The following is a 26,220-nucleotide window of genomic DNA, read 5'->3' as shown; positions in this document are numbered from 1 at the left end:
GTACGACGTCACCGTCGGTAGCCGACCGTGCGCCCGGCGGAAAGCCGCGCCCGGTGCGGGGCTGTCAGCGATTGTCGTGGAGCTCCTGGTGCATCTGCGGCTGGTCGTCCTCGTTGTGGGTCAGCGCGAACCTCTGGACCTCGTTGTACCCCTTGGAGGCGATGCCCAGGATCTCCTTGTAGGGGTTGACGCCCACGGCCTTCTTGGCGGCGCCGCCCAGCAGACCGCCGGCCGCTCCGCTGACCACGCCGTGACCGGCCGACAGGGGCTCGGCGGCCGCGCCGAGGACGCTCTTGGGCAGGCCCGCCATGTCGGCGTACGTGTCGCCGAGGGCGTGGCGGACCATCGCGATGAAGGCGTCGTGGGCGCCCGGCGGGTAGAACTTCTTGTAGAAGTCGACGGCCTGCTTGGTCATGAAGACGCCGTCGTCGGTCTTCTTCCACTCCTTGTCCCGCTCCTGGTTCCACAGCGCCTCGACCTGGTCGGGGTCCTTGGGGAGGAGCCATTTGTCCGGGGTGCCGAGGTGGTGGTTGACGTAGTGCCAGGCGCACATGAACCCGTGCGCGTCGTCTTTGGACACGTCGACGCCCAGGCGTGCCATTGCCTGGAGGATCTGGGTGGAGAAGACGCAGGCGGCTCCGGTCGTGTACTTCTGCGAGACGGGCTCACCCCACTTGGCGTAGTCCCACTCGCCGCTCTTCTTGTGCAGCTGGCGTACGGAGGCGTGGACGAGGCGCACCTTGGTGACGTTCGCGGCGAGCGTGCCGTCGCGCATGGCGTTCTTGTTGCCCATGTCGAGGAAGAGGCGGGAGGACTGCGACAGGCGGCGGCCGGGCCCTTCGACGCCGCCGAGCCGTCCGGTCGAGCGGAGGGTGAAGGCTCCGGTCGGCGAGAGGTAGGTGCCGATGAGGCCGACGGTGCCCTGGAGCATGGACACCTCGCCGTGGTGGTGGGCGAAGAAGCCCTCGGCGGCCTTGACGTCAGCCTCCGACCAGTCCGGCGGTGCGGCTGCTGCCTCCTTGAGGAACTCGGCCAGCCGCGGCGGGAGTTGCGACAGGTCCTGGCCCGGCTTGAGGGTGCCGATCGTACGGAACAGGGCGTTGACGCCGTCGATCTCCTTGTTGTCGATCAAGCCGGACACGAGCTCGTCGGCCCTCGGGTCACCGACCTTGTTCGCCGCTTCCAGTTCCGCGGCGATCGTCGCTGTCGTCAGTCCCATGGAGGCTCCCATCAGGTTCGCGGGGGGTTCGCCACGGCAGGTGTGGGGTGCGCCGGGCAGGGAAAGCCTGGGGCAGCCCCCGCCGCGGCGGGAACCACCCGCGCCCAAGGGATCGTTTCCGCCTCACCTGAACAGCCGCCTGCCTGCTCAGGGTGCGGCTTGCTCAGGGTGCGGCTTGCTCAGGGCGTGGCTTGCTCAGGGCGTGGCGGCGCGGCCGAAGTCCCATGCTTCGATGTCGCGGTAGCGGATCGGGCCCGGCCCGCGGCCGAAGTTGCTGCCGACCAGGTGCAGGCGCTCGGCCCGCCAGCGGCGACCGGCGAAGGAGGTCAGACCGGTGGCGGCCTCCACCACGGAGGACTGGTCCTGCCGCCCGGACCGTGCCAGCGTCAGATGGGGACGCAGCGGCCGGCCCTCGAAGGGGACTCCGCACTCCTTGACCAGGGCGCGCACGTCGTCGGCGAGCCGGTGCAGACCGTCGAGGTCCCCGTCGATGCCGCTCCACAGCACCCGCTCGTCGAAGTGCCCGCCGCCGCGCAGCGCCAGTTCCACGGGCCGGCGCGTCGCCGCGAGGTCCGCGAGGGGCGCCTGCAGCAGCGGAACGGTCGCCACCGGGAGTTCTCCGAGGAACGCCAGGGTGATGTGCCAGTCCTCGATGCGGTTCCACCGCATGCGCGGGTACGCCTCGTAGGCGGGGTGCAGCTCCCGCGCCAGCTCGTCCTTCGCGTCGTCGGGCGGGGCGAGGGCGATGAACACCCGAACGGTCCTGGCCTGTATCTCTTCCTTCACAGGGACTTCCTACCGTGCTCGGGCGGTCCAGTCACTTTCCGTCCGGGCCGGGGATACCGGACCACGAGGAGCGCTTCGACGTCCCCGGCGGGCGCCTCGTACAGGTGCGGGACGTCGGCGGCCCAGGTGGCGTGCTCGCCGGGCCCGACGCTCAGGGCGGGGGAGTGGAGCGGGCCAACGCGTGCCGTACCGGCCAGGACGACGATGTGCTCCGTCGTCCCGGGCGTGTGTGCGGCGGACTCCTGCGCCGACCCCGCGCGGATGCGCACCCGGTAGGTTTCCGTGACCACCGAGGCGTCCTCGAACCGCTCGGTGAGGACCGCGTCGACCGCCGCTCCCGAGATCTCGGCCGGCAGTCCGGTGGTGTGCAGTGCCGTACTGAGCGGCACCTCCAGCGCGGTCGTCAGCGCGTAGAGCGTTTCCAGCGTGGGATTGCGGCGCCCGCTCTCCAGCTCGGAGAGGGTCCCCTTCCCGATCCGGGACCGGCGTGCCAGCTCCGACAGGGAAACGCCGCGCTCCGTCCGCAACGCCCTCACGCGGGCGCCCACTTGAGCGGCCAGATGTGCGGTTGCGGTACTTTCCATCGCTTCTCGGCCTTCGCTCGTTGATCCACGTCCCGGTTGCCCCTATCGTTCCATACACAGAACGTTCTGTATGCGGAACGTCAGTCGTGGTGTTGCCCGAAGGAGTCACATGTCGGAGCCCGAGAACCTCGCCTCGTCCCTGCCCGCCCGTAGCGTGCAGGTGGCCGGCGTCCTCGCCGAGGCCGGCGTCCCCGGCCAGGTGCGCGTGCTAGCCCGATCCGCCCGCACGGCCGCGGAGGCCGCGTCCGCCCTGGGGTGCGACGTCGGCGCCATCGCGAACAGCCTGGTGTTCGTCTCGGGGGACGAGGCCGTACTCGTCCTCACCAGCGGCGGGCACAAGGTCGACACCGCCGCGCTCGCCGCCCGGTGGGGGCGCCCCGAACTGCGGCGGGCCACCCCCGAGCAGGTCCGACAGGCCACCGGGCAGGTGATCGGAGGCGTCGCCCCCGTCGGACACCCCCGGCCGCTGCCCACCGTCGTCGACGAGGCGCTCACCGGCCACCCCCGCGTCTGGGCCGCCGCCGGCACCCCTCACACGGTGTTCCCGACCACCGCGGACGAACTCCTGCGCCTCACGGGCGGCCGTCTGCTCCCCGTGGGGCCGTAGGAGCCCCTGTCAGCGCGGCGAGCGGTGGGTTGGGGTGAGGGTGTCGTTGGTCAGCGCTTGATCTCGTGGTTGAAGGCGGCGCGCGCCCACAGGTAGCCGGCCAGGGCCAGGCCCGCGCACCAGGCGAGGGCGATCCAGCCGTCGTTGCCGATGGGGGTGCCGAGGAGCAGGCCGCGCAGGGTCTCGTTGATCGGGGTGAAGGGCTGGTACTCGGCGAACCACCGCAGCGCGGTCGGCATGGACTCCGGGGTGACGACCGCGCTGCCGAGGAAGGGCAGGAAGGTCAGCGGCATCGGGGCGTTCGACGCGGCCTCGACGGTCTTGGCGCCCAGGCCCATCGCGGCGGTCACCCAGCTCAGGCCGAAGGCCAGGAACAGGAGCAGGCCGAGGGCGGCGATCCATTCGACCGGCGAGGCGTCGGGGCGGAAGCCCACCGCGAAGGAGGCGCCGATGATCAGGACGAGGATGGCCGCGGCCTGGACGACGCTGCCGAACACGTGGCCGGTGAGGATGGATCCGCGTGAGATCGACATCGTACGGAAGCGCTTGACGATGCCTTCCGTCATGTCGGTGCAGACGGAGATGGCGGTCGTGATGGCGCCGGAGGTCACGGCCATCAGGATGATGCCGGGCACCACGTAGTTGGTGTAGTCGCCGCGGTCGGCGCCCGCCCCGATGCCGGTGCCGAGCGCGCCGCCGAAGACGTACACGAAGAGCAGCAGCATGACGATCGGCATCATGACGATCGTGACCGTCATCGACGGGTAGCGCAGCATGTGCTTGAGGTTGCGGCGCAGCATGGTCATCGAGTCGCGCAGCGCGTACGAGCGGCTCGGCTTGGCGGGCTTGGACGGGGTGAGGGTGGCGGTGCTCATCGGTTCGACTCCTTCTGGGTCGTCGCGGAGGGGGCGGGGGCGTTCTGCCGGCCGGTGAGGGTGAGGAAGACGTCGTCGAGGTCGGGGGTGTGCACGGTGAGCGACTCGGCCCGCACCTCGGTGCTGTCGAGGACGTCGAGGATGGCGCGGAAATTGGTGAGGGAGCCGTCGCTGGGGATCTGCAGGGTGAGTGACTCGTCGTCGCGGGTGGCGATGCCGAAGACCGCGGCCGCCGCGGCCAGTTGGACCTCGTCGGCGAACTGGAGACGGACGTGGCCGCCGGGGATCCTGCGCTTCAGCTCGTCGGCGGTGCCCTCGGCGACCAGCTTGCCGTGGTCCAGCACGGCGATGCGGTCGGCGAGTTGGTCCGCCTCTTCCAGGTACTGGGTGGTGAGGAAGATGGTCACGCCCTGATCGACCAGGTCCCGGATGAGTTCCCACATGACGCGGCGGCTGCGCGGGTCGAGGCCGGTGGTCGGCTCGTCGAGGAAGATGATCCGCGGCCGGCCGACCAGGGTCATCGCCAGGTCGAGCTTGCGGCGCATGCCGCCGGAGAAGGTGGCGACGTTCTTGCCGGCCGCCTCGGTCAGCTCGAACCGCTCCAGGAGCTCGGCGGCGCGGCGACGGCCCTCCCGCTTGCCCAGGTGGTGCAGGTCGGCCATGAGGAGCAGGTTCTCCTCGGCGGTGAGCAGTCCGTCGACGGCGGAGAACTGCCCGGTGACGCCGATCTGGTCACGCACCGCGTCGGCGGCGGTGGCCACGTCGTGGCCGGCGATGTGTGCCTCGCCCCCGTCGGCCGTGATCAGCGTGGAGAGGATCTCCACGGTGGTGGTCTTGCCGGCGCCGTTGGGGCCGAGCAGGGCGAAGATCGTGCCCGCGGGGATCCGCAGGTCGATCCCGTCGAGCACCACCTTGTCGCCGTACGACTTGCGCAGGCCGCTCGCGGAGATCGCGGTTGCTCGCGTGGTGGTGGACACCTGGGTCGCGGTGTTCATCGTGGGCGGGCCCTTCTCTTCGGGGAGTCCGGGGGAGGCGGCTAGGCCGGGTGCGGCCATGGCGGCAGAGTGGCGCGGATTTGGCGCTATGCACTTGTTCAGCGCGGCGCCGCTGTCGCCATGATGGCACATGAATGGCGCCACGAGAAAGGGTGTGGCGCCACTTCTTGCTGTCCGTGAACTGGTGCCCCGGTTGGCCTGCGCGGATCGGGTGCGCGCAATGGCGCCGACCTACCGGCTGGGATCGGTAGAGCGGCGCCATTGTGGCGTCAATGTGGAGGTGGCTCGTTCAGACCGAGCGTGCGCTCCCGCCGGAGTGCGGTGCGAACAGCCCGTGACGGTCGAGGTTTTCGCCTACTACGGTCCGCTTCCGGGTCGGGCCGGTCTCCGGGATGGCAGTGGCGCCGTTCGCGGCGGTGGGAACGCGGCATGTGCAAGCCGCTCGCCGGCCTCAGGGTTTTCGTCACATGCCGCGCGCGGAGGGCGGGCGGGGCGTCTCGAAGGTGCCTACGCAGCGCCCGATTTCGGGCCGGCGGCCGGCTCGGCCGTGCAGTCGTCCGCGGCGGGCCATCGTGGAAGGTGGGGGCCGCGCGGGTCCTCTCGGGGGCGGTGTGCGGCGGCTCAGGCGCGGCGGATCACGATGTCGCCGGCGCTGGTCCGGCCCCGCACCTCGACCGTCTCCTCGGACGGCCGGGGCCCGTCCGCCGCCCCGAGCTGATTGCGTACGCGCCCCGCGGTGGACCGTACGTCCAGCCACGCCGCGGTCCCCTCGGCGATCCCGATCTCAAGGCCCCCGGCCGAGGTTTCCAGGGTGATCCGCCCGCGTACCACCTCGGCGAGCCGAATGGCGCCGCTCGCGGACTTGGCCGTGACCGAGGAGTGCGCGTGCAGCACGCTGATGGGCCCGTTGGACGACCTCACGTCCAGCTCTCCGCGGATCTCCCCGAGCGCGGTCTCGCCGTTCAGGTTCTTGATGGTGGCGGCGCCGTCGGCCCGGCCGACCCGTACCCGCCCCGACCCGTGGATCTCGACCTCGCCCGTCGCGCGGTCCACGAGGACGTCGCCGTGCGTCGTCTTCAGCCTGACGGTCACGGCCTCTTCCACCCGGATGTCGCCGGTGGCCGTGGTCAGGCGGCAGTTCCCGAACCGTCCCTCGCCGATGAAGTCGCCGAGGCCCGTGCGGCCGGTCAGGTCCGAGCCGTCGGGCAGCTCGACGGTCACGTCGACCGAGCCGATCTTGCCGAACGGCGAGCGCTTCTTGGGGCCCTTGACCACGAGCTCCCCGCCCGTGCAGGTCACCTTGGTGTCCTCGGCGGCCTGCACGTCCTGCTTGTTGCCGGGGTCGCTCGGCGTCACCACGACCACGGTTTCGGTGCGCTTGCCCGCGATGATCCGGGTCTGGGCGAAGTCGAATTCAAGGGTGGCGGAGACGTGCTCGGGGGTGTCGAAAGTAGGCATGGCAGAGCCGTCCTTTGGGTGTTGTGTGTCGGCTGGCGTGAGTGGTGCGGGGCGGGTTACCGCACCCAGCCCGTGAATCCCTGCCCGGCCGATGGCGTCCGGCCCGTGAACCCCTGTCCCGCCCCCGTACCGCCGTCCGCCGTCGGTTCCAGGGCGGCGGCGACGGCCCGGACCAGCCAGGCGTTGACCGAGAGCCCCTCGCGGCTCGCGGCCTCCTCGACCCGGACCTTGAGCTGGGCGGGCGGGCGGAAGTTGATGCGCGAGGTGGCGCCGTCCTCGAAGTCCACCGGGGTCGGCGGTGCGGGCGGTGCGGGCGCCGGCGGCGGCGCCGGGACGCCTGCCGCCCCGAAGGGGTCCGAGGCCGGCGGTGCCGTGACCACGAACTCGGGATCGAGCCCGCGCAGCCGTACGTCGACCGAGCCCGGCGCCAGGTCGCGGGTGACCTCCTCCATGGCGTCGGACAGGGCGTTCAGCAGGGTGAGCCGGGCGGCCGACTCGAGCTGAGCGGTGAGCCGATCGGCCAGGGCGCGGGCTTCGTCGCCACCGGCTGCGGCGGCGACGCCGAGTTCGTGCCGGAGGTTGTCAACGTAGGGGGTGAGGTCCATAGCAGAATCTTGGCACCATCGTGGCGCCACAGCAAGTGTCATGGCGCCAAGACGGTGGCCCTCGGGCGGACCGCACGGCCGTCTCCAAGCCGCACCTGGGCCGGCGCACGGGCCTGGTCGCCGCGGCCTCGCCGCAGGTGCACCGTCACGGTGCCGACGCCCGAAAGGATCCCGCCGCGTTAAAGAAGCGTCAGGATTCGCTCCGACACGTGCACGAGTGATCAGCCTGCGTACGCTGGCTCAGCCGTCGATGCCGATGGCTGATTCTTTGCCGTACGACAGGAGCACCCCCACGATGGCCACCCCTGCCCGCTCCTCGCGCCTGCGCGCGTGGATGCTGGAAGGCCTGACCGCCCAGACGAGTTCGCCCGCCGCCAAGGAGGCGGCGGCCCAGCCCCACGGCAGGCCGTGGTGGCGGGTCATGTGCCTGACGGGTCTCGACTACTTCTCCACCCTCGGCTACCAGCCCGGCATCGCGGCGCTCGCGGCCGGTCTGCTGTCGCCGCTGGCGACCATCGTGCTCGTGCTGCTCACCCTGTTCGGCGCCCTGCCCGTCTACCGGCGGGTGGCCGAGGAGAGCCCGCACGGCGAAGGCTCCATCGCCATGCTGGAGCGGCTGCTCACCTTCTGGAAGGGGAAGCTGTTCGTCCTGACCCTGCTCGGGTTCGCGGCGACCGACTTCCTCATCACCATCACCCTCTCGGCCGCCGACGCGACCGCGCACCTGGTCGAGAACCCGCACCTCACCAGCACCCTCAACGGCCACCAGGTGCTCATCACCCTGATCATGATCGCCCTGCTCGGTGCGGTCTTCCTCAAGGGGTTCAGCGAGGCCATCGGCGTGGCTGTCGTCCTGGTGGCCACCTACCTCGGGCTGAACGTCGTGGTCGTGGCGGTGGGCCTGTGGAAGGTCATCGGCGAGCCGCACGTCATCACGGACTGGTCGCAGGCCCTCACCACCGAGCACGGCAACCCGTTCATGATGATCGCCATCGCCCTCGTCGTGTTCCCGAAGCTCGCGCTGGGCCTCTCCGGTTTCGAGACCGGCGTGGCGGTCATGCCGCACGTCCAGGGCGAGGCCGGGGACGGCGAGGACAAGCCCGCCGGCCGGATCCGCGGCGCCAAGAAGCTGCTGACGACCGCGGCCATCATCATGAGCGCCTTCCTGATCTGCTCGAGCTTCATCACCACCCTGCTCATCCCCGCCGACGATTTCAAGCCAGGCGGCGAGGCCAACGGGCGCGCCCTGGCCTACCTCGCACACGAGTACCTCGGCTCGGCCTTCGGCACCGTCTACGACGTCTCCACGATCCTCATCCTGTGGTTCGCCGGCTCCTCCGCCATGGCGGGTCTGCTCAACCTGATGCCCCGCTACCTGCCCCGCTACGGCATGGCCCCGCACTGGGCCCGGGCCCTGCGGCCGATGGTGATCGTCTTCACCCTGATCGCCTTCCTCGTGACGTGGATCTTCAACGCCGACGTGGACGCGCAGGGCGGCGCGTACGCCACCGGTGTCCTGGTCCTGATCACGTCGGCGGCGGTCGCCGTGACCATCGCCGCCCGCCGGGCAGGAGAGCGCGGCTGGACGATCGGCTTCGGCGTCATCTCGGCCGTCTTCATCTACACCACGGCCGTCAACGTCGTGGAGCGGCCGGACGGCGTCAAGATCGGCGCCTGCTTCATCGCCGGCATCATGGCGCTCTCCCTCCTCTCCCGCCTCGCCCGGGTCTTCGAACTGCGCGTCACGCACGTGGAGTTCGACGACATGGCGCAGCGGTTCATCCGCGACACCGCCAACCGCACGATCCGTTTCATCGCCAACGAACCCGACAACCGGGACGCCGACGAATACCGGCTGAAGAAGCAGCAGATCCGCGCCGACAACGACATCCCGTCCGAGGACGACGTGATGTTCGTCGAGGTCACCGTCCTGGACGCGTCGGAGTTCGAATCCGGCATGCGCGTACGCGGCGAGGTCCTGCACGGCCGCTACCGCGTCCTGACCCTGGAGAGCTCCAGCATCCCCAACGCGCTGGCCGCCTTCCTCCTCCACGTCAGGGACGAGACCGGCCAGCGCCCCCACATCTACTTCGAGTGGACCGAGGGCAACCCCATGGCCAACTTCCTCCGCTTCTTCCTCTTCGGCCAGGGCGAGGTCGCTCCGGTCACCCGCGAGGTCATCCGGGAGGCCGAACCGGACCGCGCCCGCCGCCCCCACGTCCACGCGGGCTGACCCCTCCGCATCAGGACGCCCATACGGGGAAGGTGCCGTGTGGGTACGGGGGGCCGAGGGCGGTGATGGTGATGGCGAGGCCGGTGTGGGCCGGGGTGCTGAGTTTCGGGCTGGTCAGCCTGCCGGTGGGCATCTACGCGGCCACCGACAGTCACACCATCCGTTTCCATCAGCTGCAGCGCGGCACGGCCGACCGCATCCGCAACAAACGCGTCAACGAGCGGACCGGCCGCGAGGTGGACCTGTCGGACATCGTGAAGGGCTTCGACACCGGCGAGGAATACGTCCTGGTGGAGCCCGCGGAACTCGACGAGATCGCCCCGGGCCGCTCCCGGACGATCGAGATAGCGGGCTTCGTCGACCTGGACGAGGTGGATCCGATCTTCTTCGACAAGACGTACTACCTCGCGCCCAGGGGCAAGGGCTTCGACAAGGTGTACAGCCTCCTCGAACAGGCTCTGGACCAGGCCGGAAAGGCCGGCATCGCCACGTTCGTGATGCGGCAGCACGAGTACCTCGTCGCCGTGAAGGCCGAGAACGGCCTGCTCACCTGCCACACCCTGCACTGGGCGGACGAGATCCGTGACCCGCGCGGGGAGATCGACTCCCTGCCGGGCAGGACGAAGGCGTCGGCGAACGAGCTGAAGATGGCCCGGCAGCTGATCGAGGCGCTGACCATGAAGTGGGACCCCGGGCGGTTCCACGACACCTTCCAGGAGAAGGTCGCCGCCCTCATCGAGGCCAAGAAGGCCGGCGAGAGCGTCGAGAAGGCCGAGCCGCCCGCTAAGGCCACCGGCGCCGTCGACCTCATGGACGCCCTGCGCGCCAGCGTGGAGCGGGCCCGCAGCCCCAAGGACACGAGGGAGAAGGCCGGCACGTCGGCCGGGCGGCCGGGGAAACCCGCCGCGAAGAAGCGCGCCGGCACGTCCAAGGGCGCGCCGCTGCGGTCGCTGACCAAGGCCGAGCTGTACCGGAAGGCAACGGCGGCCGGGGTTCCGGGCCGTTCCTCCATGACCCACGACGAACTTGCCGACGCGCTCGCCTCCGGCCGGCGCAGGTGAACGGAGGTGGTGGCGATGGACGCGAAAGGGAACGCCGCTCCGGTCGCGGCCGCGGGTCCGGAGGCCGGTCAGGGGTACGACGCGCGTCCCTATCTGCCGTCGCGCGGCGGTCTGCCCGCCCTGCGGCGGGCGGCGGCCGACTGCGAGGGGTGCCCGCTGTTCCGGGACGCCACCGGGACGGTCTTCGGCAAGGGCCCGGCCCACGCCCGGCTGATGCTCGTCGGCGAGCAGCCCGGCGACCAGGAGGACGTGCAGGGTGAGCCGTTCGTGGGCCCTGCGGGACGGCTGCTGCGCAAGGCCCTCGACGAGGCCGGGCTCGGCGACGAGGACCCGTACCTGACCAATGCGGTCAAGCACTTCAAGTTCGCGGTGGCCCCGCGCGGCAAGCGGCGCATCCACAAGGCCCCGAGCCTGCGGGAGATGACGGCCTGCCGCCCCTGGCTCATGGAGGAACTGCGGCTGGTCGCCCCCGAGGTGCTGGTGGTCCTGGGGGGTACGGCGGGCAAGGCGCTGCTGGGCTCCTCGTTCCGCGTGGGCGAGCGGCGCGGCGTACTGCTGCCCATGCCGACGCTCGACGGCAACGGCGACGGCGACGGGGCGGGCGCGGCGCCGGGGCTGCTGCTGGCGACGGTGCATCCGTCGGCGGTCCTGCGGGCCGACGACCGGGAGGCCGCGTTCTCGGGTCTGGTCGCGGACCTGTCCGTGGCCGCCACCGCACTGGAGTGACGAGCGGTGCCCGGGCGTGGCCGTGCGGCGGCCCGAGGGGCGCGGCTGTGAGGATGGGGCCATGGCCGACACCTTCGTTTCGCGCACCGTGGACGTGACGACCGGCGACCGGGAGACCGTCCACGACCTCACCGCCACCTGTGCTTCCTTCCTCGGAGAAGTGGCACACGGCCGGAGCGGACTGCTCAACGTCTTCACGCCGCACGCGACCGCCGGACTCGCCGTCATCGAGACGGGATCGGGCAGCGACGACGACCTCCTGACCGCACTGGCGTCCCTCCTGCCCGCCGATGACCGCTGGCGGCACCGGCACGGCTCCGCCGGCCACGGGCGCGACCACGTACTGCCCGCGATCGTCCCGCCCCACCTGACGCTCCCCGTCATCGACGGGACGCTGGAGCTGGGAACCTGGCAGTCCGTCACCTTGGTGGACACCAACCGCGACAACCCCCGCCGCCAGGTCCGGCTGTCCTTCCTCGGCTGCTGACCGGTCCGCCGCGGGGGCGGTGCCGATCTGTTACGCACCGTGCACCGAGCGTGTCGAGATCATCCCTCCGGCTTCCCGAATGCGGTTCCCCGGGCCGGGTAGGCGCCCCACATGTCCGGACACCACATTGACAGCACCCTGTCCCTGCTGGTCCACGGCTATGCCTGGGCCCCGGATCTGCGCCGGGCCCATGACGGCGCACCCGTGGTGCACACCCGCCTGATGGGGCGGCCCGCGGTACTGCTGCACGGCCCCGAGGCCGTCGCCTTCTTCTACGACGAGGGGCACGTCCAGCGGCAGGACGCCCTTCCGGCCCCCGTCCTCGACACCATCTTCGGCAGAGGAGCGGTGCACACCCTGGACCGGGCACACCACCGGGAGCGCAAGCAGATGCTGGTGTCGCTGCTCATGTCCCCGGAGGGCATCGGCGGCCTGACCGGCCGGGTCGAGAGCGGCTGGCGCGAGGCACTGACCGCCTGGGAGGGCCGCAGGGTGGTGCTCTTCGACGAGGTGGCCGCCCTGCTCGCGCGGGAGGTCTGCGACTGGGCGGGCATGCCGGTCGCGGACCACACGGCCCGTGAGATCGCCGAGGACTGCGTGGCCATGGTGGACGGCTTCGCCACCGCCGGACCCCGGCACGTACGGGCCCGCCGCGCCCGGCACCGACAGGAGCAGGCCCTCATGGCCGCCGTCACCCGGCTGCGCGAGGAACAGCCGCATCTGGTCCCCGGGACGGTGCTGGAGACGGTCGCCCTGCACCGCGAGCCGGACGGCACCCTGCTCGATCCGCACACCGCGGCCGTCGAACTGCTGAACATCATCCGCCCGACCGTCGCCATCACCTGGTTCGTCACCTTCGCCGCCCACGCGCTCCACCGGCACCCGTCCCAGCGCGACCAGCTGCGCGCCGGCGGCCCCGCCGACGCGCGCGCCTTCGCCCACGAAGTGCGCCGCTTCTACCCCTTCGTACCGTTCATCGGAGGCCTGGCGGCCCGCGACCTCACCTACGCCGGTGAGCGGATCCCGGCCGGGACGCTCCTCCTCCTCGACGTGTACGGCCTCCACCACGACCCCGAGCTGTGGGAGCGCCCGTACGACTTCGCCCCCGGCCGCTTCCTCGGCCGCGAACCCGGGCACGGCGAACTGATCGCCCAGGGCGGCGGCGACGCGCGCACCGGCCACCGTTGCCCGGGCGAGGACATCACCCTCTCCCTGCTCACCGTCCTCTCGTCGGCCCTCGCCCGCATGGACCTGGCCGTGCCGGAGCAGCAGGACCTGTCCATCCCGCTGAGCCGGATCCCCACCCGGCCCCGCAGCGGGTTCGTCATCGACGCGGGCGCGACGGCCGCCGTCTCGTACGCCTGAGGCCCGGCCGGCGCTCGCCTCCCTCAGGGCAGGTGTTCTCCCGGCCGCCGGTTCCGGCGGCGGCGCACGACGGCCGCCCCGGTGAGGGCCGCCGCGGCGAGGAAGCCGGCCGACACGCCCCACGCCGTGTGGGTACCCGCCTGGCGGTGCTCCGCCGTGACGGTGTGGGCGGACGGGGCGCTGGGCGCCACGCGCGGCGGCGGGGCCAGCGATCCGACCGGGTCCACGTGCCCCGCCGCGGCGAATCCCCAGTCCAGCAGGGACGAGGCTTCCTCGTACACCGCGTTCGCGCTGCCCCGCTGAGGGTTCATCACCGTCACCAGCAGGGTGCGGCCGCCCCGGCGGGCGGCCGCGATCAGCGTGTAGCCGGCCCGGGAGGTGTAGCCGTTCTTGACCCCGATGATCCCGGGATACCGGCCCACCCCGTCCTCACCGGTCACCAGCCGGTTGGTGTTCTCGATGCCGAACGTCCAGGTGGGGGTGCCGTCGCTGCGGGTGCCGCCGGGGAAGCGGGCGTCGGCCGTCGCCGCGTACTCGGCGAAGGCCGGGTCCGCGAGCCCGGTACGCCCGAAGACGGCGAGGTCGTAGGCCGAGGAGGCCTGGCCCTCCGCGTCGTAGCCGTCCGGAGAGACGACGGTGGTGTCCCGTGCGCCCAGGACCCGCGCCTTGGCCTGCATCTGCGCCGCCGTGGCCTCCCAGCCGCCGTTCATCTCGGCCAGTACGTGCACGGCGTCGTTGCCCGAGCTGAGGAAGACGCCCCGCCACAGGTCCTCCACCCGGTAGGTGTGATCCGCGGAAACACCCACCGTGCTGCTCCCGTCCGCTACGTCGTCCAGTTCGGCATCGGTGACCGTGTGCAGGCCTCCGCGGGGAAGGCTGGGCAGCGTGGTGAGGGCGAAGAGCGTCTTCAGGGTGCTGGCGGGCGGCAGGCGGCGGTGCGCGTCATGGGCCGCGAGGACCTCACCCGTACGGACGTCGGCCACCAGCCAGGACAGGGCGGACACGTCGTCCGGCAGCTCGGGCGCTCCCGGCCGCGCCCGCACGTGGGTCCCGGACCCGTGCAGCAGCGCCGCGTCGGCGGAGGAGGCGGGTCGTGGCGGCTGCGGCTCGGTGCGCGGAGTGCCCGCGGCCGTCGGTGCGAGGAGGACCGACACGCCGATGGCGAGGGCCGCCGCGCCGGAGCCGGTTCTGCGCCCGGAGGATCTGATGCTCATTCAGCCAGCGTAGGAAGGGATCGGGCGGCGCGCAGGGGTGAGTAAGCCGACCGGCGGTAGGCCGCCGTCACCGTGCCTTCGTGACCGCCGGGAGGAACTCCCCGGCGAGGGTGCGCCGCCACCACGTCCGGCTGCGCAGGAGCTCGTGCCGGCCGGTGAACGCGTAGCGGTAGAGGAGGGCGCGGATGCAGGCGGGCGGGGCCGTGGGGAAGGGGTTGCCGCGCAGGAGCCTGAGGGTGGCCGGGTCGTTGTCCAGGAGCTTTCCGATGAACGCCCCGAACCAGGGTGCGGCGTAGGAGGGCGAGATGGCGGCGAACCACATCAGCCAGTCCAGGCGCAGGTGGTACGGGGCGACCTGCGGCGGGAGACGGCCCACGTCGCCGGGTTTGGCCTTGAAGCGGTACTCCTTCCACACCGTGTCGTCGGTGAGCTCCCGCTCGGCGGTGCCTTCGATCACCACTTCGTGGCGGACCCGGCCGACGCTGCCGAAGGCTCCGTACGTGTTGACCAGGTGGAGCGGGTCGAAGGAGGCGTTCATGACCTGGTGCCGGGAGAGCAGGTTGCGGGCCGGCCGGTAGCTGAGGACGACCACGAGGGCGGTGACCGCCAGCACGATGCCCTGGTACCAGGCGGGCGGGGCGGCCAGGGCCGGAGCCGGGGGCAGCGGCAGCACTTCGGCGGCCCGCCCTCCGTCGATCGCGGTGAGCGCGAGCAGCATGGCGAGCCAGTTGAGCCAGGCGAAGTTGCCGGATGCCACGAGCCACAGCTGCGTGACGACCATGAGGCCGGCGGCCACGCTCGCGACGGGCTGCGGAGCGAACAGCGCCAGGGGAGCGCCGAGCTGGGCGACGTGGTTCGCGGCCGTCTCGACCCGGTGCAGGGGTCTGGGCAGGCGGTGGAAGAGCCAGCTGAGGGGGTTCGGCATCGGCTGGGTCTCGTGGTGGTAGTACAGGCAGGTCAGGTTGCGCCAGCACGGGTCGCCGCGCAGTTTGATCAGCCCGGCGCCGAACTCCAGGCGGAACAGCAGCCAGCGCAGCAGCCACAGCACCAGGACCGGGGGCGCCGTCCGGTCGTTGCCCAGGAAGACGGCCAGGAACCCGGCTTCCAGGAGCAGCGATTCCCACATGAAGGCGTACCAGGTCTGGCCGACGTTGACGATCGACAGGTACAGCACCCACAGCAGTGCCCACAGCAGCATCGAAGCCCACAACGGCACGCGGTCGCCCGCGCCCGCCACCAGAGCCGCGGACAGCGCGGTGCCCGTCCACGCGACGACCGCGAAGAACCGGTCGGAGTAGTGGAAGTGGAAGACGCTCGGCGACCGGCGGAAGGGTACGGCCGCCAGGAAGCGCGGCACCGGAAGCAGCCCCCGCTCGCCGATGAGCGCCCGGAACTGGTTGGCGGAGCTCAGGAAGGCGACGAGGTACAGGGCTGCCAGACCGCGCTGGAACACCAGCCTGCCCAGCCAGTACGTGTCATCGGTGAACCACTCCACAGCAGCCCTCCTGTGGCGGCCCCTGCCCACGGATCGCGCCGGTCATTCCGAGGCGTCGGCGCGCACCCGGGGCGGGCACGCCCGGTTACGGAGCGGAGCGGCCGCCGGCGAGCGGCCACTCGCGGTTGAGGGCGCCCAGCGCAATGCGGCGTTCGATGACCGGCGTGCCGAACAGGGACAGCTGGAGGTGGAGCTGCCCGCTCAGGTCGAAGCCGCCGTACAGGGCCCAGGAACCGGACACCGAGGCCTTGCCGTCCGTGGACGCGGCCGCCTTGGCGTCGGCCTCGCCGCGCAGGTACGGGGCGAAGTCGGCACTGACGCCGACGGCGCCGTACAGGCCCACGGAGGCTTCGGCGCCGAGCGCCCCCTTGACCCGCCCGGCGGCGGTGACGCTCGCCTTGACCGGCGTGCTCTGCACGGTCGACGCGCTGACCGGGGTCCAGCCCTTGCCCGAGGCGTAGCTGCCGCCGACACGGAAGTCCCCCTTGACGTCCTGCTGCACGTCGAGGGTCACGCGGCCGTCGGCCTCCACCTGGACGTAGCAGGTCAGGCCCAGGTTGACGACGACGGGCACCGGGCCCACCTGGATGACGGGGGAGCTGGACAGCTTGGCGAACGGGATCCGCTTGGGTGCGCCGGTGCTCGCCGCGGCGCGGCCCTTGAGTTCCCACTGCGAGGACCAGTCACCGCTCATGCCGAGGAAGGCGGAGACCGGTGCGAGGCCGCCGCCCGAGCTGCCGTCGTAGGCGAACTCCACCTTGGGGGCGAGCTGCACGAAGCCGGACACCGAGGCGCCGGCCGACGCGGGCGCGCCCTCGGCGGTGTCCACCGCGGCGTTCACATCGAGCCGCAGGTTGCCGAGGGGCAGCTCGGCCCCCTTGGGGCCGAACCGCACGCCCTGGCCCTTGGCCCAGGAGAACGTGACGCCCTTCATCAGGGGCTCGACGGTGACCGACGCCGGGTCGACCGGGACCTTGCCGTCGGCCTTGTCGTCCTTGAGGACGGACGCCAGCGTCGTGGGCGCGGTCTTCACTTCGACGCCGCGGTCGCTCTTCCCGACGACCTCGGTGACCTTCGCGAGGAGGCCGTCGGGGGCGCCGGGCGCCGGCGCGCTGGCGATGACGTCGTCCACGGCGACGTCGGGCTGCGAGGGGGAGTGGCTCGGCGATCCGGTGTGCTCCTGCGGGGGCGCGGATATGACGGCGCGTCCGCTGGCCTTGTCGTACGAGGCGACCTTCAGCGAGGACTTCTCGGGCCGGTCCTTGCCGGTACGGGCGCGGGCCACGGCCGTCGGCGTGGCGGACCCCTGCGGCGCGGCGGCCACGTCGAGCTGCTGCGCGCCGGCGGTCGTCGACGCGGACACGGCCGGGTCCTTCGGGTCATCGGCGGTTCCGGTGTGCGCCGTCGAGGAGCAGCCGGTGGCGGCGAGGGCCAGGGCGGTGAGGCCGGGGAGCAGGAGGCGTCTGGCGAGCGTGCGCACGGAGGTGTGACCTTCGGGTTGGGGGGAGGAGGTATTACCCGTGGGTAACGTCGAAGAAGATCATGCCATGGGTGCGCGAGGACAGTCACTTCGGGATCTGGCCAACTTGCGCCCGGAATGGGGAGGTTGAAGCTTCACCCAGAGTCGGGCGCCGGTGCCCGGCGGTGGACCGCGCCGAGCCCTCCCAGGGGCTCCATGGTGAGCGCGGTGCGGCGGGCGGCCGCAGGGCCGGGGAAGGATAGCTCCCGCTTGGGTGCGGCGAGCCGGGCGGCGAAGTCCTGGGCGGTCGCGACCCCGTAGGCGCGCGGGTAGCGGTTCGCCGACTCGTCCAGCGGCAGTCGGGGTTGGTGTACGTGACCTTGCGCCCCCTGTCGCGGGCGCGGCCACATGGTCCGGAAGGAGGGCATCACCGGGTGCGCGGCCCAGGATCCGGTCCGGGCGACGATCGCCTCGCCCGTCTGGGCGGACGTCATCCGGGCTTCCGGCCGGAGGGCCGAGAGGGCCCCGGTCCACCCGGGCAGGTCCCGGGCGGGCAGGAGATGGACGGTGCCTCGCGACGCGAAGGTCTTGACCAGCGGGCCGGTTCCGCAGGCCGGGCACAGCCCGCCCCGGTCAGCACATCGCGCAGCGGGTCGCGCGTCGAGGCACAGCGATGGAGGGTTCCGCGGCGGAAGCCACCTGCGCGTGCGCGCCGAGCATCCGCCTCCATCCGGCGGGCCCCAGCGGCGCTCCAGGACACCGGCTTCGTCTGCATGGGGCCACGCGCTATGGCCCGCCGCCCTGCGCCGGGGCGCTGGCGTACGGGCCGACGCCGGGCGGCGCAGTGCGCTGTGGTCCCGGGGCCGGGGGCCGGCGGTGTCGAGGCCGATCCGTTGTCACGGGTCCGAGCCCCGATCCACGCCGAAGGCTTCCGGCGGCCGTTCGGGTCACTCGTCCCGCGGGCTCACCCAGTGCCTGCCCTTGCCGCTCGGCTTTTCCGGCTGCTGCGGGCGGTCGAGGCGGCTCGCCTCGTCCGTGTCGGCGGCTGCCGTCTTCCGGTCGTCCTTGCGGTCGGCGTGCGGCTTGCGGTGCCGGGCCTGTTCCCCGTCGTCGTGGAGGGGCATTCCTCCCGCGCCGCCCTGGTCGTCCATGGCCGTCTCCTCGCTCGCGTGTCGAGCCCCCGAGCCCCCTCGTGGCGGCTGCCCGGCTGCCGGTCGTCGAAACCCCGGCGGCCCCGGCCGGCGGCTGGGGTGACCGTCCGTGACGGCTTCCCGCGCGGCCGCGAGCCACCGCTCTCCCGTCCCATCGCCCGCGCAGCCGATCCGCGAGATGATTTCCGTGAGCACCCGACCGGTCGGCGGAGGTGGTTCGCGATGAACGCATCGGCACCCCTGGCTCTGGGCGACCGTCTGCTGATCCCCGCCGATCACCTCACGGGCCTGCTCCGGCGCCTCGCGGCGCAGTGGCTGCAGGCGACGGACGCCGGCGAGACCGACCTGGATCCCCGCACCGTGGAGGCCTTGGCCGGTGCGCTGAGCGAGGTCGCCGACCAGATCGACGTCGAGTGCATCGGGTTCATGCCGCTCCGCAGGGACGGCCGGTCGGGGAACCGGGGAGGCGACTCGGCGCCGCATTAGTCCCGAGGGGCCGGCGGCGGGGGAGATTCGGCCGGACGGGAGCGGGCAGGCGCGGGAGTGAGAACGCCCTCCGCGAAACGGGGTTCGCCATGACCACGTACACACGCATGCGGGCGGGTGGGCACGAGGCGAGGCCGCCGACCCACCCGCTCCCGTCGGAGCCGGGCCAGGTGCCTCCCACGCACCCCGCCCCGGGCGACCCTCACACGCCGAGGCCGGTCCCGAGACCCGTCCCCGGACCGGAGCCGGTGCCCGAACCGCCGTCGCCGCCACCCCCGGAGGCTTCGGCACGACCCCGAGGTGAACCACATGGACCGGACCACCGAACCGCAACCCGAAGGCCCCGGCCCGACGCCGGGGAGGCCGGATCCCGTCCCCCGCGACCCGGTGCCAGCCCGCCCCGGCCCCAAGCCGCATGACCCCCGGCCGGTGCCCGACCAGCCCTCGCCCGTCGAGCGGCCCAAGGTGCCGGAACCTCCCGACTGATCAGCCCCGAAATTCCCGAATTGCGGTGTTGCTGCCGCCGAAGCAAGGTGGACAACACCCCTCATTGGAAGGAACCACCCCTCATGAGCAAGGCAAAGGCAAAGGCCAAGCAGGTCAAGGGCAAGATCAAGGAAAGCGCCGGCAGCGCCATGGACGACCAGCGCATGGAGGCTGAGGGCAGCGCCGAGCGGATGAGCGGAAAGACCGAGGAGATGGTCTCGAAGGCCTCGGACAAGACCAAGAAGGCCACCGGCAAGTCCTGACCCGCGGCTGGCTACGCACGTATGGAGTGCCCCGCCGGGCAGTGGCCCGGCGGGGCACTCACGGGTCGGGGCCGGGTTTGAACCCATCGCCGTCGAGCAGGCGCGGTGCAAGCCGAAACCGAGAGCAGGAGGACGGGCATGGCCGCGGACAAGCGAGAGAACGGGGAGAACCGGCAGAACGGGAAGGACCAGGACGTCGTCGCCCTGATCCTCAAGGACCACCGCACGATGGAGGACCTCTTCCGCCGGATGCGCAGTGTGGAGGCGGACCGGGCGCGCGCCCTCGCGAGCTTCTCCGCCCTCCTCGTCGCGCACGGCGAGGCGGAGGAAGCCGAGGTGTACGGCGCCCTCAAGAGGTTCAAGGACGTCGACAACGCGGAGGTCGAGCACGGGGCCAAGGAGCACGCCGAGGGCAACGAGGCGCTCCTGGCGCTGCTGGAAGTGTCCGAGGTGGGCTCCGACGAGTGGGACGAGCGCCTGGAGGCCCTGGTCAAGGCGGTCTCGCACCACCTCGACGAGGAGGAACGGACGATCCTGAACGGCGCCAGGGAGAACGTGCCCGACGAGCGGAGGGCCGAGCTCGGGGCCGCGTTCCTCCAGGAACGGGAGCGGCAGCTCGCCGCCGACTGCGGGAGCGTCGAGAACGTGCGCGCACTCGTACGGGGATGAGGGGCTCACCCGTACGGGAACGGCGGCTCACCCGCTGGGCGCGACCACGGTGAACAGCGCCCCCTCGGGATCGGCGAGCACCACCCACCGGCTCACACTGGACGTCTGCACGGGTGAGGCCGTCCTGCCGCCCAGCCGGGTCGCGGCCTCGATCGCGCTCTCCAGGTCCGGCACCCGGAAGTGGACGTGCCAGCGCGGGCGGACCTCCGGGTCCGGGGCCGCTTCGAGCGCGCCGCCGCTGATCCGGGCGACGGTGTCGTGTCCCTGGCGCAGGACGACGTGGTCGTGCTCGTAGGAGACGGTGCAGCCGCCGGGGCGCTCGCTGCCCCAGTCGAGGACCTCACCGTAGAAGATGGCCGCGGCGAACGCGTCGCGGGTCCGCAGCTCCAGCCAAGCCGGGCCGCTCCCGCGGCCCACCGACCAGTCGGGCACGACCTCGCTCTGCCAGAAGCCGAAGACGGCTCCGGCGGGGTCCGCCGCCAGGGCGGCCCGCCCCGTACCGAACGCCAGCGGGCCGACACCCATGGTGGCGCCGCGCTCACGGATCCGGGCGGCGGTCGCGTCGACGTCCTCGACGGCGAAGTACGGCGTCCACACCGCCGGCACGCCGGGACCCCTGGAGAGCGCGCCGAGACCCGCGACGGGGGCGCCGTCGCGGAAGGCGACCACCATGCCGTCGCCCAGCGGAGTGGGGCGGAAGTCCCAGCCGAGCACGGCACCGTAGAACCGCTGTGCGGAGTCCAGGTCCCTGGCCATCAGGCTGACCCAGCACGGGGCTCCGAAGATCTCGTGGCTCGACGTCGACACAGCTGCCAGCCTCATCTGCGCTCACGGGGACGGAACACTTCCACCGTAGACCGGAGGACGGCGCAGGGCCGTGAGGCTCGGCCCGCAGCGAGTCCGCGGGCCCATCACCGGAGGTTGCTCCCGTCCCCGTCCCCGTTCCCGTCGGCGGCGGATTCCCGTCTGTTCCTCTGAAGATCGACGGGATTCCGGATGGCCTCCGTTCTGCGGGGCAGCCGCACAGTGTCGTTACCCGCCGCGGCCCGGCCCCGCCGGGCCCCATTCGATCACGGAGGTACGCGGTGACCAGTACGGTCCCTGACCTGGGCACACTGCCCGACGGCCTGCTCGCGCTGCCGGGTGTGTATCAGCCGCAGGCCGACACCCGCTTCCTCGCCGAGGCCCTCGCCCACGAGGACGTCGGCCTGCGGACGGACGTGCTGGACATCGGCACGGGCACCGGCGCACTGGCCCTGCACGCCGCGGGCAGGGGAGCCCGGGTCACGGCGGTCGACGTCGCCTGGGCCGCCGTGGCCACGGCGCGCCTGAACGCACGGCGTCTGCGACTGCCCGTGCGCGTCCTGCACGGGGACTTCGCCGCCCGGACCGCCGCGCGCCGCTTCGACCTGGTCGTCGCGAACCCGCCGTACGTCCCGGCCTCGGCGCCCCGGCCGCCCTCGCACGGGCCCGAGCGGGCCTGGGACGCGGGGCCCGACGGGCGCAGCGTCATCGACCGGATCTGCGCGCAGGCCCGGACCCTGCTGAGTCCCGGCGGAGTCCTGCTGATGGTGCACTCGGGCATGTGCGGGCCCGAGGAGACCGTGGACCGGCTGGCCGGAGCGGGGCTCGCCGCGGACGTCACGGCGCGGACCCACGTGCCCTGGGGCCCGGTCCTGCGCTCGCGCCGGGCCTGGCTGGAGCGGCAGGGCCTGGCAGCCCGGGCCGAGGAATGGGAAGAGCTGGTGATCATCCGTGCCCAGTGCAGCTGACAGCGCCCCGACCCGGACTTCCACCCCCACTTCCGCCCCCACCTCCACCCGGGCGGGAGCCCGCCGGATGTCCGTGGACCCGAGGGGCCCGGCCCTCATCGAGGGCCCCGTCGAGATCGTCCTCGACGACGGCACGGTCGCCCGGTCCGACCGCTTCGTCGTCGCGGTGTGCACCTGCCGCCGCAGCCGTAGCTACCCGTGGTGCGACACCAGCCACCGCCGGCGCGAGCGCGCCGTCCCGCCGCCCGAGGACAGGAACCCGTGATGACCCATCCCGGCCCGACCGCCGTGGCGCCGGCCTCCGGCCGCCCCCGGCTGGTCGAGGGGCGCGGTGAACTCTCCCGCGCCGTGACGCGAGCCCTGACGTCCGGCGGCCCGCCCGTCTGCAGCACGGGGGCCGTGCTGAAGGCGGACCCGTGGGGCGAGGACCTCCAGCTCGCCCTGTACCTGCTGTACGAACTCCACTACCGCGGTTTCGACGGCGTGGACGACGCACGGGAATGGGACCCCGACCTGCTGCGGCTGCGCCAGTCGCTGGAAACCCGCTTCCTGCACGCCCTGCGCACCGAGCTGGCCGACGCACCCCGGGCCGTCGAGGAGGCCTTCGCCCCGCTCCTCGTCGAACCCGTGGACCTCTCCGGCAGCCTCAGCCACCGCCTCGAAACCGAAGGCCGGCACTGGCAGTTGCGCGAGTACGCGGCCCTGCGCTCCCTCTACCACCTCAAGGAGGCGGACCCACACGCCTGGGTCATCCCCCGGCTCAGCGGACGGGCCAAGGCCGCCATGGTCGCCATCGAGTACGACGAGTTCGGCGCCGGCCGCGCCGAACGCATCCACGCACGGCTCTTCGCGGACCTCATGGCCGACCTGGAGCTGGATGCCACGTACGGCCGCTACCTCGACCGGGCGCCGGCGCCCCTGCTCGCGACCGTGAACCTGATGTCCCTCTTCGGGCTCCACCGTGCCCTGCGCGGCGCCCTCGTCGGCCACTTCGCGTGCGTCGAGGTCACCTCCTCGCCCGGGTCCAGGCGTCTGGCCAAGGCGCTGCGGCGCTGCGGGGCGGGGCCCGCCGCCGAGCACTTCTACCTCGAACACGTCGAAGCCGACGCCGTCCACGAGCAGGTCGTCCGCCACGAGGTCATCGGCGGCCTGCTCGCCGACGAACCCGACCTGGAGGCGGACATCGCGTTCGGGTGCGCGGCCACCCTCCTGCTGGAGGACCGGCTCGCGGACCACATCCGCGAGGCCTGGGACCAGGGGCGCAGCGCGTTGCGTTCGCCCCTGCCGGAGGCGGGCGCGCGGGCGAGCCGACTCTTGTGACTCGTGAGTACTGCACACCCCGGTGGTGACAGTGGTGACTGTCGGCACGCCCGCCCGGCGTGACACGGTCGGGTCTGCCGCCGACCGAGGGAGCAGGTGTGAACAAGGGGTACGCCGCCTTCTGCGACGCCGACCGCTGGTTCTACGACGCGCCGTACCGGCGGGCCGGTGAGAGCTACGAGGCCGCCCTCGCCCCCGTCCCGTCCGGGTGGCGCTCGCACCGCAGCGGCGACTGGCTCGCACTGCGCCCCGCCGGCGCCCGACTGCCCGCCCAGGGCTGGAAGATCCACGTCTCGGCCACGCTCGACAACGCCGAGTCGCTGCTGACGACGGTGTACGAGTACTGCACCGCCCGAAGCATCGCCTTCAAGTTCATACCGAGCCGATACCTGCTGCACCTGCGCAATGCCAAGTACGCCGACCGCGCGGCGAGCGGCAAGTTCATCACCGTCTACCCGGCCGACGAGCAGCAGTGCCGGCGGATCGCGGAGGACCTCGACGACGCGCTGGCGGGCGCGCCCGGACCGTACATCCTCAGCGATCTGCGCTGGGGCGCCGGGCCGGTCCACCTGCGCTACGGCAGCTTCACCCTGCGGCACTGCTACAACGAGCACGGCGAACTGGTCCCGGCCATCGAGGCCCCCGACGGGCGGCTCGTCCCGGACCAACGCGGACCGGTCTTCCAGCCCCCCGAGTGGCTCGAACTCCCCGACTTCCTCGAACCGCACCTCGCGGCGCGCTCCGCGATCACCCTGTCCGGTGTCCCCTTCACGGTGGAGCGGGCGCTGCACTTCTCCAACGGGGGCGGCGTCTACCTCGGCACGGACAGCCGCACCGGCGAGCCCGTGGTCCTCAAGGAGGCCCGGCCGTACGCCGGTCTCGCCGCCGACGGCGCCGACGCCGTGACCCGGCTGCACCGCGAACAGGCCGCCCTGGAACGGCTGGCGGGCCTGGACTGCGTCCCCGCCGTGCGCGGCACCTTCACGGTCGGCGACCACCACTTCCTGGTGCTGCAACACCTCGCCGGCAAACCGCTCAACACCTACTTCGCGCGCCGTCACCCGCTGATCGAGGCGGAACCCGACCCGGCGGAGCTCGCCTCCTACACCGCATGGGCGCTGAAGATCCATCAGCGGGTCACGGAGGCCGTGGACGCCGTGCACGCCCGCGGCGTGGTCTTCAACGACCTCCACCTCTTCAACATCATGGTCGCGGAAGACGAGGCGGGCGAACCCTCCGTCGCACTCCTGGACTTCGAAGCCGCCGCGCACGTCGACGAGGGGCTGCGGCAGACGGTGGCCAACCCCGCCTTCGTCGCCCCTGCCGAGCGGCGCGGGTTCTCCGTCGACCGCTACGCCCTGGCCTGCCTTCGGCTCGCCCTCTTCCTCCCGCTGACCAGCCTGCTCGTCCTGGACCGGGCCAAGGCCGCCCACCTGGCCGCCGTCGCCGCCGAACAGTTCCCCGTACCGCGCCGGTTCCTCGACGAGGCCGTCGAGGAGATCCTGTCCGGCGCCCCGCAGGGCGCACCGGCCGGGCCCTACCTGCCCGTCGAGCCACGGGAATGGCCGGCGGCCCGTACGTCGACGGCCGCGGCGCTGCGCGCGAGCGCCACCCCGGACCGCGAGGACCGCCTCGTCCCCGGCGACATCGCCCAGTTCGCGACCGCCGGGGGAGGCATCGGCTTCGGCTACGGGATCGCCGGAGTGCTCCACGCCCTCGCCGAGACCGGCGCGGACCCCTGGCCCGAGGCCGAGGAATGGCTGCTCGACCGGACCGGGGAACCGGGCTCCGGCACTCCACTCGGCTTCTACGACGGCCTGGCCGGCACGGCCTGGACGCTGCACCGGCTCGGACACCACGACCGGGCCCTCGCCCTCGCCGACCTGCTGCTGCGCCAGCCCTGGCAGAGCGCGGGCCCCGACCTGCACAGCGGACTCGCCGGCATCGGCCTGGCCCTGGACGCGCTCGGCACCGCGAGCGGCGAGAGCGGGCTGCACGCCGCGGCCCTGCGCTGCGCCGAACTCCTCGCCCGGCCGGAGCACCGGCCCACCCGGGCGGGACTGCTGTACGGCAACTCCGGCCCCGCCCTGCTCTTCGTGCGGCTGTACGAGCGCACCGGCGACAAGGAACTGCTGCTCCAGGCGGCCCAGGCCCTCCACCGCGACCTCGACCGCTGCGTCACCAGCGCCTACGGCACCCTCCAGGTGAACGAGGGCTGGCGCACGATGCCGTACCTCGGCGAGGGCAGTGTGGGCATCGGCATGGTGCTCGACGACTGGCTGGAGCACGGTCCCGACGACCGCTTCGAACAGGCCCGGCTGGAGATCGTACGGGCGGCGCAGGCGACCTTCTACGCCCAGCCCGGGCTGATGCGCGGCGCCGCCGGGATGATCCTCCACCTGGCCCGGACCACCACACCGGGCCCGGGCACCGGGCCCGACGCCATCGCCCGCCAGATCGACGCACTGGCCCGGCACGCCGTGCCGTACCAGGGCCATCTGGCCTTCCCCGGCGAGCAGATGATGCGGCTGTCCATGGACCTCGCCACGGGCACCGCCGGCGCTCTCCTCGCCCTCGGCAGCGCTGCGCCCGGAGGGCGCGCACACCTGCCGTTCCTCCCGCCGCTGCGCGAACGCGCGGCGGCCCCAGAGCCGGTCCCGTCCGGGGCCGTGACCCATCGCACCAATCGACAGAAGAGGAATCCGACATGACGCTTCTCGACCTGCAGTCGATGGAGACCCCGAAGGAAGAGGTCACCGAGGCCGCGCTGACGGGCGGCGGTGGCGGTGGCGGCAGCCGGGCCAGCCTGCTGCTCTGCGGCGACAGCAGCCTGAGCCTCACCACCTGTCACTGATCAGGGTCACCTCGGGCCCGGGCGGTTCGCCGCCCGGGCCCGCACCACAT

Annotated in this window: 27 protein-coding genes; 14 read left to right on the top strand and 13 right to left on the bottom strand. The window is 72.4% G+C overall.

Annotated features, from left to right (window positions below; genetic code table 11):
- Positions 1 to 64 precede the first annotated feature (64 nt).
- From ACFTXQ_RS08400 to ACFTXQ_RS08390, 3 genes are all read right to left on the bottom strand, one after another.
- Positions 65 to 1,219: an oxygenase MpaB family protein gene (locus ACFTXQ_RS08400; protein WP_382637078.1), complete on the bottom strand. Its 1,155-nt coding sequence runs from the start codon at positions 1,217 to 1,219 to the stop codon at positions 65 to 67.
- Between the two features lie 195 nt (positions 1,220 to 1,414).
- Positions 1,415 to 2,005, bottom strand: a complete 591-nt coding sequence (thpR, locus tag ACFTXQ_RS08395; protein WP_382637076.1) for an RNA 2',3'-cyclic phosphodiesterase — start codon at positions 2,003 to 2,005, stop codon at positions 1,415 to 1,417.
- Positions 2,002 to 2,589 carry a helix-turn-helix domain-containing protein gene (locus ACFTXQ_RS08390; protein ID WP_382637074.1) on the bottom strand — a complete coding sequence of 196 codons (588 nt, stop codon included), beginning with the start codon at positions 2,587 to 2,589 and terminating at the stop codon, positions 2,002 to 2,004. Before ACFTXQ_RS08390 ends, thpR begins: the two co-directional genes overlap by 4 nt.
- Before the next feature lie 109 nt (positions 2,590 to 2,698).
- Between ACFTXQ_RS08390 and ACFTXQ_RS08385 the strand changes: the two genes are divergently transcribed.
- Entirely contained in the window at positions 2,699 to 3,196 is a 498-nt protein-coding gene (locus ACFTXQ_RS08385) for a YbaK/EbsC family protein (RefSeq protein WP_382637073.1), read from the top strand.
- 50 nt (positions 3,197 to 3,246) lie between these two features.
- On the opposite strand, the gene ACFTXQ_RS08380 is transcribed toward ACFTXQ_RS08385, so the two are convergent.
- From ACFTXQ_RS08380 to ACFTXQ_RS08365, 4 genes are all read right to left on the bottom strand, one after another.
- Positions 3,247 to 4,071 carry an ABC transporter permease gene (locus ACFTXQ_RS08380; RefSeq protein ID WP_382637071.1) on the bottom strand — a complete coding sequence of 275 codons (825 nt, stop codon included), beginning with the start codon at positions 4,069 to 4,071 and terminating at the stop codon, positions 3,247 to 3,249.
- Positions 4,068 to 5,066, bottom strand: coding sequence for an ATP-binding cassette domain-containing protein (locus ACFTXQ_RS08375; RefSeq protein ID WP_382637401.1), 999 nt, complete (start codon positions 5,064 to 5,066; stop codon positions 4,068 to 4,070). Before ACFTXQ_RS08375 ends, ACFTXQ_RS08380 begins: the two co-directional genes overlap by 4 nt.
- A 621-nt stretch (positions 5,067 to 5,687) precedes the next feature.
- Positions 5,688 to 6,524, bottom strand: coding sequence for a DUF4097 domain-containing protein (locus ACFTXQ_RS08370; protein ID WP_382637070.1), 837 nt, complete (start codon positions 6,522 to 6,524; stop codon positions 5,688 to 5,690).
- A gap of 56 nt (positions 6,525 to 6,580) precedes the next feature.
- Positions 6,581 to 7,129, bottom strand: coding sequence for a hypothetical protein (locus ACFTXQ_RS08365; RefSeq protein WP_382637069.1), 549 nt, complete (start codon positions 7,127 to 7,129; stop codon positions 6,581 to 6,583).
- Between the two features lie 295 nt (positions 7,130 to 7,424).
- On the opposite strand from ACFTXQ_RS08365, the gene ACFTXQ_RS08360 reads away from it, so the two are divergent.
- From ACFTXQ_RS08360 to ACFTXQ_RS08340, 5 genes are all read left to right on the top strand, one after another.
- Positions 7,425 to 9,362, top strand: coding sequence for an APC family permease (locus tag ACFTXQ_RS08360; RefSeq protein ID WP_382637067.1), 1,938 nt, complete (start codon positions 7,425 to 7,427; stop codon positions 9,360 to 9,362).
- A gap of 71 nt (positions 9,363 to 9,433) precedes the next feature.
- Entirely contained in the window at positions 9,434 to 10,423 is a 990-nt protein-coding gene (locus ACFTXQ_RS08355) for a Ku protein (protein WP_382637065.1), read from the top strand.
- Positions 10,424 to 10,438: 15 nt separating this feature from the next.
- On the top strand, positions 10,439 to 11,149 hold the full coding sequence (locus ACFTXQ_RS08350; protein ID WP_382637063.1) for a UdgX family uracil-DNA binding protein: 711 nt from the start codon (positions 10,439 to 10,441) through the stop codon (positions 11,147 to 11,149).
- Between the two features lie 61 nt (positions 11,150 to 11,210).
- Positions 11,211 to 11,636 carry a secondary thiamine-phosphate synthase enzyme YjbQ gene (locus tag ACFTXQ_RS08345; protein ID WP_382637062.1) on the top strand — a complete coding sequence of 142 codons (426 nt, stop codon included), beginning with the start codon at positions 11,211 to 11,213 and terminating at the stop codon, positions 11,634 to 11,636.
- A gap of 111 nt (positions 11,637 to 11,747) precedes the next feature.
- A complete protein-coding gene (locus tag ACFTXQ_RS08340; protein ID WP_382637060.1) occupies positions 11,748 to 13,001 on the top strand; it encodes a cytochrome P450 in 1,254 nt (417 codons plus the stop codon).
- A 23-nt stretch (positions 13,002 to 13,024) separates the two neighbouring features.
- Here ACFTXQ_RS08340 and ACFTXQ_RS08335 read toward each other — a convergent pair whose 3' ends face one another.
- The 5 genes from ACFTXQ_RS08335 to ACFTXQ_RS08315 form a co-directional block, all read right to left on the bottom strand.
- Complete coding sequence (locus ACFTXQ_RS08335) at positions 13,025 to 14,215, bottom strand: D-alanyl-D-alanine carboxypeptidase family protein (RefSeq protein ID WP_382637058.1); 1,191 nt, start codon at positions 14,213 to 14,215, stop codon at positions 13,025 to 13,027.
- Between the two features lie 67 nt (positions 14,216 to 14,282).
- The gene (locus ACFTXQ_RS08330) at positions 14,283 to 15,710 is read right to left on the bottom strand and encodes a lipase maturation factor family protein (RefSeq protein WP_382637057.1); all 1,428 of its coding nucleotides are present in this window, start codon (positions 15,708 to 15,710) and stop codon (positions 14,283 to 14,285) included.
- Positions 15,711 to 15,795: 85 nt separating this feature from the next.
- Positions 15,796 to 17,190, bottom strand: a complete 1,395-nt coding sequence (locus tag ACFTXQ_RS08325; protein WP_382637055.1) for a hypothetical protein — start codon at positions 17,188 to 17,190, stop codon at positions 15,796 to 15,798.
- Positions 17,191 to 17,324: 134 nt separating this feature from the next.
- The gene (locus ACFTXQ_RS08320; protein ID WP_382637053.1) at positions 17,325 to 17,663 is read right to left on the bottom strand and encodes a hypothetical protein; all 339 of its coding nucleotides are present in this window, start codon (positions 17,661 to 17,663) and stop codon (positions 17,325 to 17,327) included.
- Between the two features lie 453 nt (positions 17,664 to 18,116).
- Positions 18,117 to 18,320, bottom strand: a complete 204-nt coding sequence (locus tag ACFTXQ_RS08315) for a hypothetical protein (RefSeq protein ID WP_382637051.1) — start codon at positions 18,318 to 18,320, stop codon at positions 18,117 to 18,119.
- A 222-nt stretch (positions 18,321 to 18,542) separates the two neighbouring features.
- Between ACFTXQ_RS08315 and ACFTXQ_RS08310 the strand changes: the two genes are divergently transcribed.
- The 3 genes from ACFTXQ_RS08310 (at position 18,543) to ACFTXQ_RS08300 (ending at position 20,224) form a co-directional block, all read left to right on the top strand.
- Complete coding sequence (locus ACFTXQ_RS08310) at positions 18,543 to 18,806, top strand: DUF6213 family protein (protein WP_382637049.1); 264 nt, start codon at positions 18,543 to 18,545, stop codon at positions 18,804 to 18,806.
- 569 nt (positions 18,807 to 19,375) lie between these two features.
- Entirely contained in the window at positions 19,376 to 19,555 is a 180-nt protein-coding gene (locus ACFTXQ_RS08305; protein WP_382637047.1) for a CsbD family protein, read from the top strand.
- A 138-nt stretch (positions 19,556 to 19,693) separates the two neighbouring features.
- Positions 19,694 to 20,224 (top strand): hemerythrin domain-containing protein, encoded by a 531-nt coding sequence (locus ACFTXQ_RS08300; RefSeq protein ID WP_382637045.1) that lies wholly within the window; start codon positions 19,694 to 19,696, stop codon positions 20,222 to 20,224.
- A gap of 27 nt (positions 20,225 to 20,251) precedes the next feature.
- Here the strand turns inward: ACFTXQ_RS08300 and ACFTXQ_RS08295 are convergent, their stop codons facing one another.
- The gene (locus tag ACFTXQ_RS08295; protein ID WP_382637398.1) at positions 20,252 to 20,980 is read right to left on the bottom strand and encodes a VOC family protein; all 729 of its coding nucleotides are present in this window, start codon (positions 20,978 to 20,980) and stop codon (positions 20,252 to 20,254) included.
- A 329-nt stretch (positions 20,981 to 21,309) separates the two neighbouring features.
- On the opposite strand from ACFTXQ_RS08295, the gene ACFTXQ_RS08290 reads away from it, so the two are divergent.
- From ACFTXQ_RS08290 to ACFTXQ_RS08270, 5 genes are all read left to right on the top strand, one after another.
- Positions 21,310 to 21,996 carry a HemK2/MTQ2 family protein methyltransferase gene (locus ACFTXQ_RS08290; RefSeq protein ID WP_382637044.1) on the top strand — a complete coding sequence of 229 codons (687 nt, stop codon included), beginning with the start codon at positions 21,310 to 21,312 and terminating at the stop codon, positions 21,994 to 21,996.
- The gene (locus ACFTXQ_RS08285) at positions 21,980 to 22,261 is read left to right on the top strand and encodes a CDGSH iron-sulfur domain-containing protein (protein WP_382637042.1); all 282 of its coding nucleotides are present in this window, start codon (positions 21,980 to 21,982) and stop codon (positions 22,259 to 22,261) included. The genes ACFTXQ_RS08290 and ACFTXQ_RS08285 overlap by 17 nt, the downstream gene beginning before the upstream one ends.
- Positions 22,261 to 23,316: an iron-containing redox enzyme family protein gene (locus tag ACFTXQ_RS08280; protein ID WP_382637041.1), complete on the top strand. Its 1,056-nt coding sequence runs from the start codon at positions 22,261 to 22,263 to the stop codon at positions 23,314 to 23,316. The genes ACFTXQ_RS08285 and ACFTXQ_RS08280 overlap by 1 nt, the downstream gene beginning before the upstream one ends.
- Before the next feature lie 98 nt (positions 23,317 to 23,414).
- On the top strand, positions 23,415 to 26,027 hold the full coding sequence (gene lanKC, locus ACFTXQ_RS08275) for a class III lanthionine synthetase LanKC (protein WP_382637040.1): 2,613 nt from the start codon (positions 23,415 to 23,417) through the stop codon (positions 26,025 to 26,027).
- Positions 26,024 to 26,170 carry a SapB/AmfS family lanthipeptide gene (locus ACFTXQ_RS08270; RefSeq protein WP_382637039.1) on the top strand — a complete coding sequence of 49 codons (147 nt, stop codon included), beginning with the start codon at positions 26,024 to 26,026 and terminating at the stop codon, positions 26,168 to 26,170. Before lanKC ends, ACFTXQ_RS08270 begins: the two co-directional genes overlap by 4 nt.
- Positions 26,171 to 26,220: the final 50 nt, after the last annotated feature.

It is taken from the genome of Streptomyces sp. NPDC057010 (assembly GCF_042673805.1).
Taxonomy (GTDB): Bacteria; Actinomycetota; Actinomycetes; order Streptomycetales; family Streptomycetaceae; genus Streptomyces.
This window is presented reverse-complemented; position numbering and strand designations above follow the sequence as displayed.

What these genes read in the sequence shown, in the direction of transcription:
- ACFTXQ_RS08365 (WP_382637069.1), bottom strand. Translation starts at nt 7,129, where the DNA reads ATGGACCTCACCCCCTACGTTGACAACCTCCGGCACGAACTCGGCGTC.
- ACFTXQ_RS08305 (WP_382637047.1), top strand. Translation starts at nt 19,376, where the DNA reads ATGAGCAAGGCAAAGGCAAAGGCCAAGCAGGTCAAGGGCAAGATCAAG.
- ACFTXQ_RS08400 (WP_382637078.1), bottom strand. Translation starts at nt 1,219, where the DNA reads ATGGGACTGACGACAGCGACGATCGCCGCGGAACTGGAAGCGGCGAAC.
- ACFTXQ_RS08270 (WP_382637039.1), top strand. Translation starts at nt 26,024, where the DNA reads ATGACGCTTCTCGACCTGCAGTCGATGGAGACCCCGAAGGAAGAGGTC.
- ACFTXQ_RS08370 (WP_382637070.1), bottom strand. Translation starts at nt 6,524, where the DNA reads ATGCCTACTTTCGACACCCCCGAGCACGTCTCCGCCACCCTTGAATTC.
- ACFTXQ_RS08280 (WP_382637041.1), top strand. Translation starts at nt 22,261, where the DNA reads ATGACCCATCCCGGCCCGACCGCCGTGGCGCCGGCCTCCGGCCGCCCC.
- ACFTXQ_RS08320 (WP_382637053.1), bottom strand. Translation starts at nt 17,663, where the DNA reads ATGACGTCCGCCCAGACGGGCGAGGCGATCGTCGCCCGGACCGGATCC.
- ACFTXQ_RS08385 (WP_382637073.1), top strand. Translation starts at nt 2,699, where the DNA reads ATGTCGGAGCCCGAGAACCTCGCCTCGTCCCTGCCCGCCCGTAGCGTG.
- ACFTXQ_RS08355 (WP_382637065.1), top strand. Translation starts at nt 9,434, where the DNA reads ATGGCGAGGCCGGTGTGGGCCGGGGTGCTGAGTTTCGGGCTGGTCAGC.
- ACFTXQ_RS08380 (WP_382637071.1), bottom strand. Translation starts at nt 4,071, where the DNA reads ATGAGCACCGCCACCCTCACCCCGTCCAAGCCCGCCAAGCCGAGCCGC.
- ACFTXQ_RS08310 (WP_382637049.1), top strand. Translation starts at nt 18,543, where the DNA reads ATGAACGCATCGGCACCCCTGGCTCTGGGCGACCGTCTGCTGATCCCC.
- ACFTXQ_RS08360 (WP_382637067.1), top strand. Translation starts at nt 7,425, where the DNA reads ATGGCCACCCCTGCCCGCTCCTCGCGCCTGCGCGCGTGGATGCTGGAA.
- ACFTXQ_RS08340 (WP_382637060.1), top strand. Translation starts at nt 11,748, where the DNA reads ATGTCCGGACACCACATTGACAGCACCCTGTCCCTGCTGGTCCACGGC.
- ACFTXQ_RS08295 (WP_382637398.1), bottom strand. Translation starts at nt 20,980, where the DNA reads ATGGCCAGGGACCTGGACTCCGCACAGCGGTTCTACGGTGCCGTGCTC.
- ACFTXQ_RS08335 (WP_382637058.1), bottom strand. Translation starts at nt 14,215, where the DNA reads ATGAGCATCAGATCCTCCGGGCGCAGAACCGGCTCCGGCGCGGCGGCC.
- ACFTXQ_RS08345 (WP_382637062.1), top strand. Translation starts at nt 11,211, where the DNA reads ATGGCCGACACCTTCGTTTCGCGCACCGTGGACGTGACGACCGGCGAC.
- ACFTXQ_RS08350 (WP_382637063.1), top strand. Translation starts at nt 10,439, where the DNA reads ATGGACGCGAAAGGGAACGCCGCTCCGGTCGCGGCCGCGGGTCCGGAG.
- ACFTXQ_RS08375 (WP_382637401.1), bottom strand. Translation starts at nt 5,066, where the DNA reads ATGAACACCGCGACCCAGGTGTCCACCACCACGCGAGCAACCGCGATC.
- ACFTXQ_RS08390 (WP_382637074.1), bottom strand. Translation starts at nt 2,589, where the DNA reads ATGGAAAGTACCGCAACCGCACATCTGGCCGCTCAAGTGGGCGCCCGC.
- ACFTXQ_RS08300 (WP_382637045.1), top strand. Translation starts at nt 19,694, where the DNA reads ATGGCCGCGGACAAGCGAGAGAACGGGGAGAACCGGCAGAACGGGAAG.
- ACFTXQ_RS08315 (WP_382637051.1), bottom strand. Translation starts at nt 18,320, where the DNA reads ATGGACGACCAGGGCGGCGCGGGAGGAATGCCCCTCCACGACGACGGG.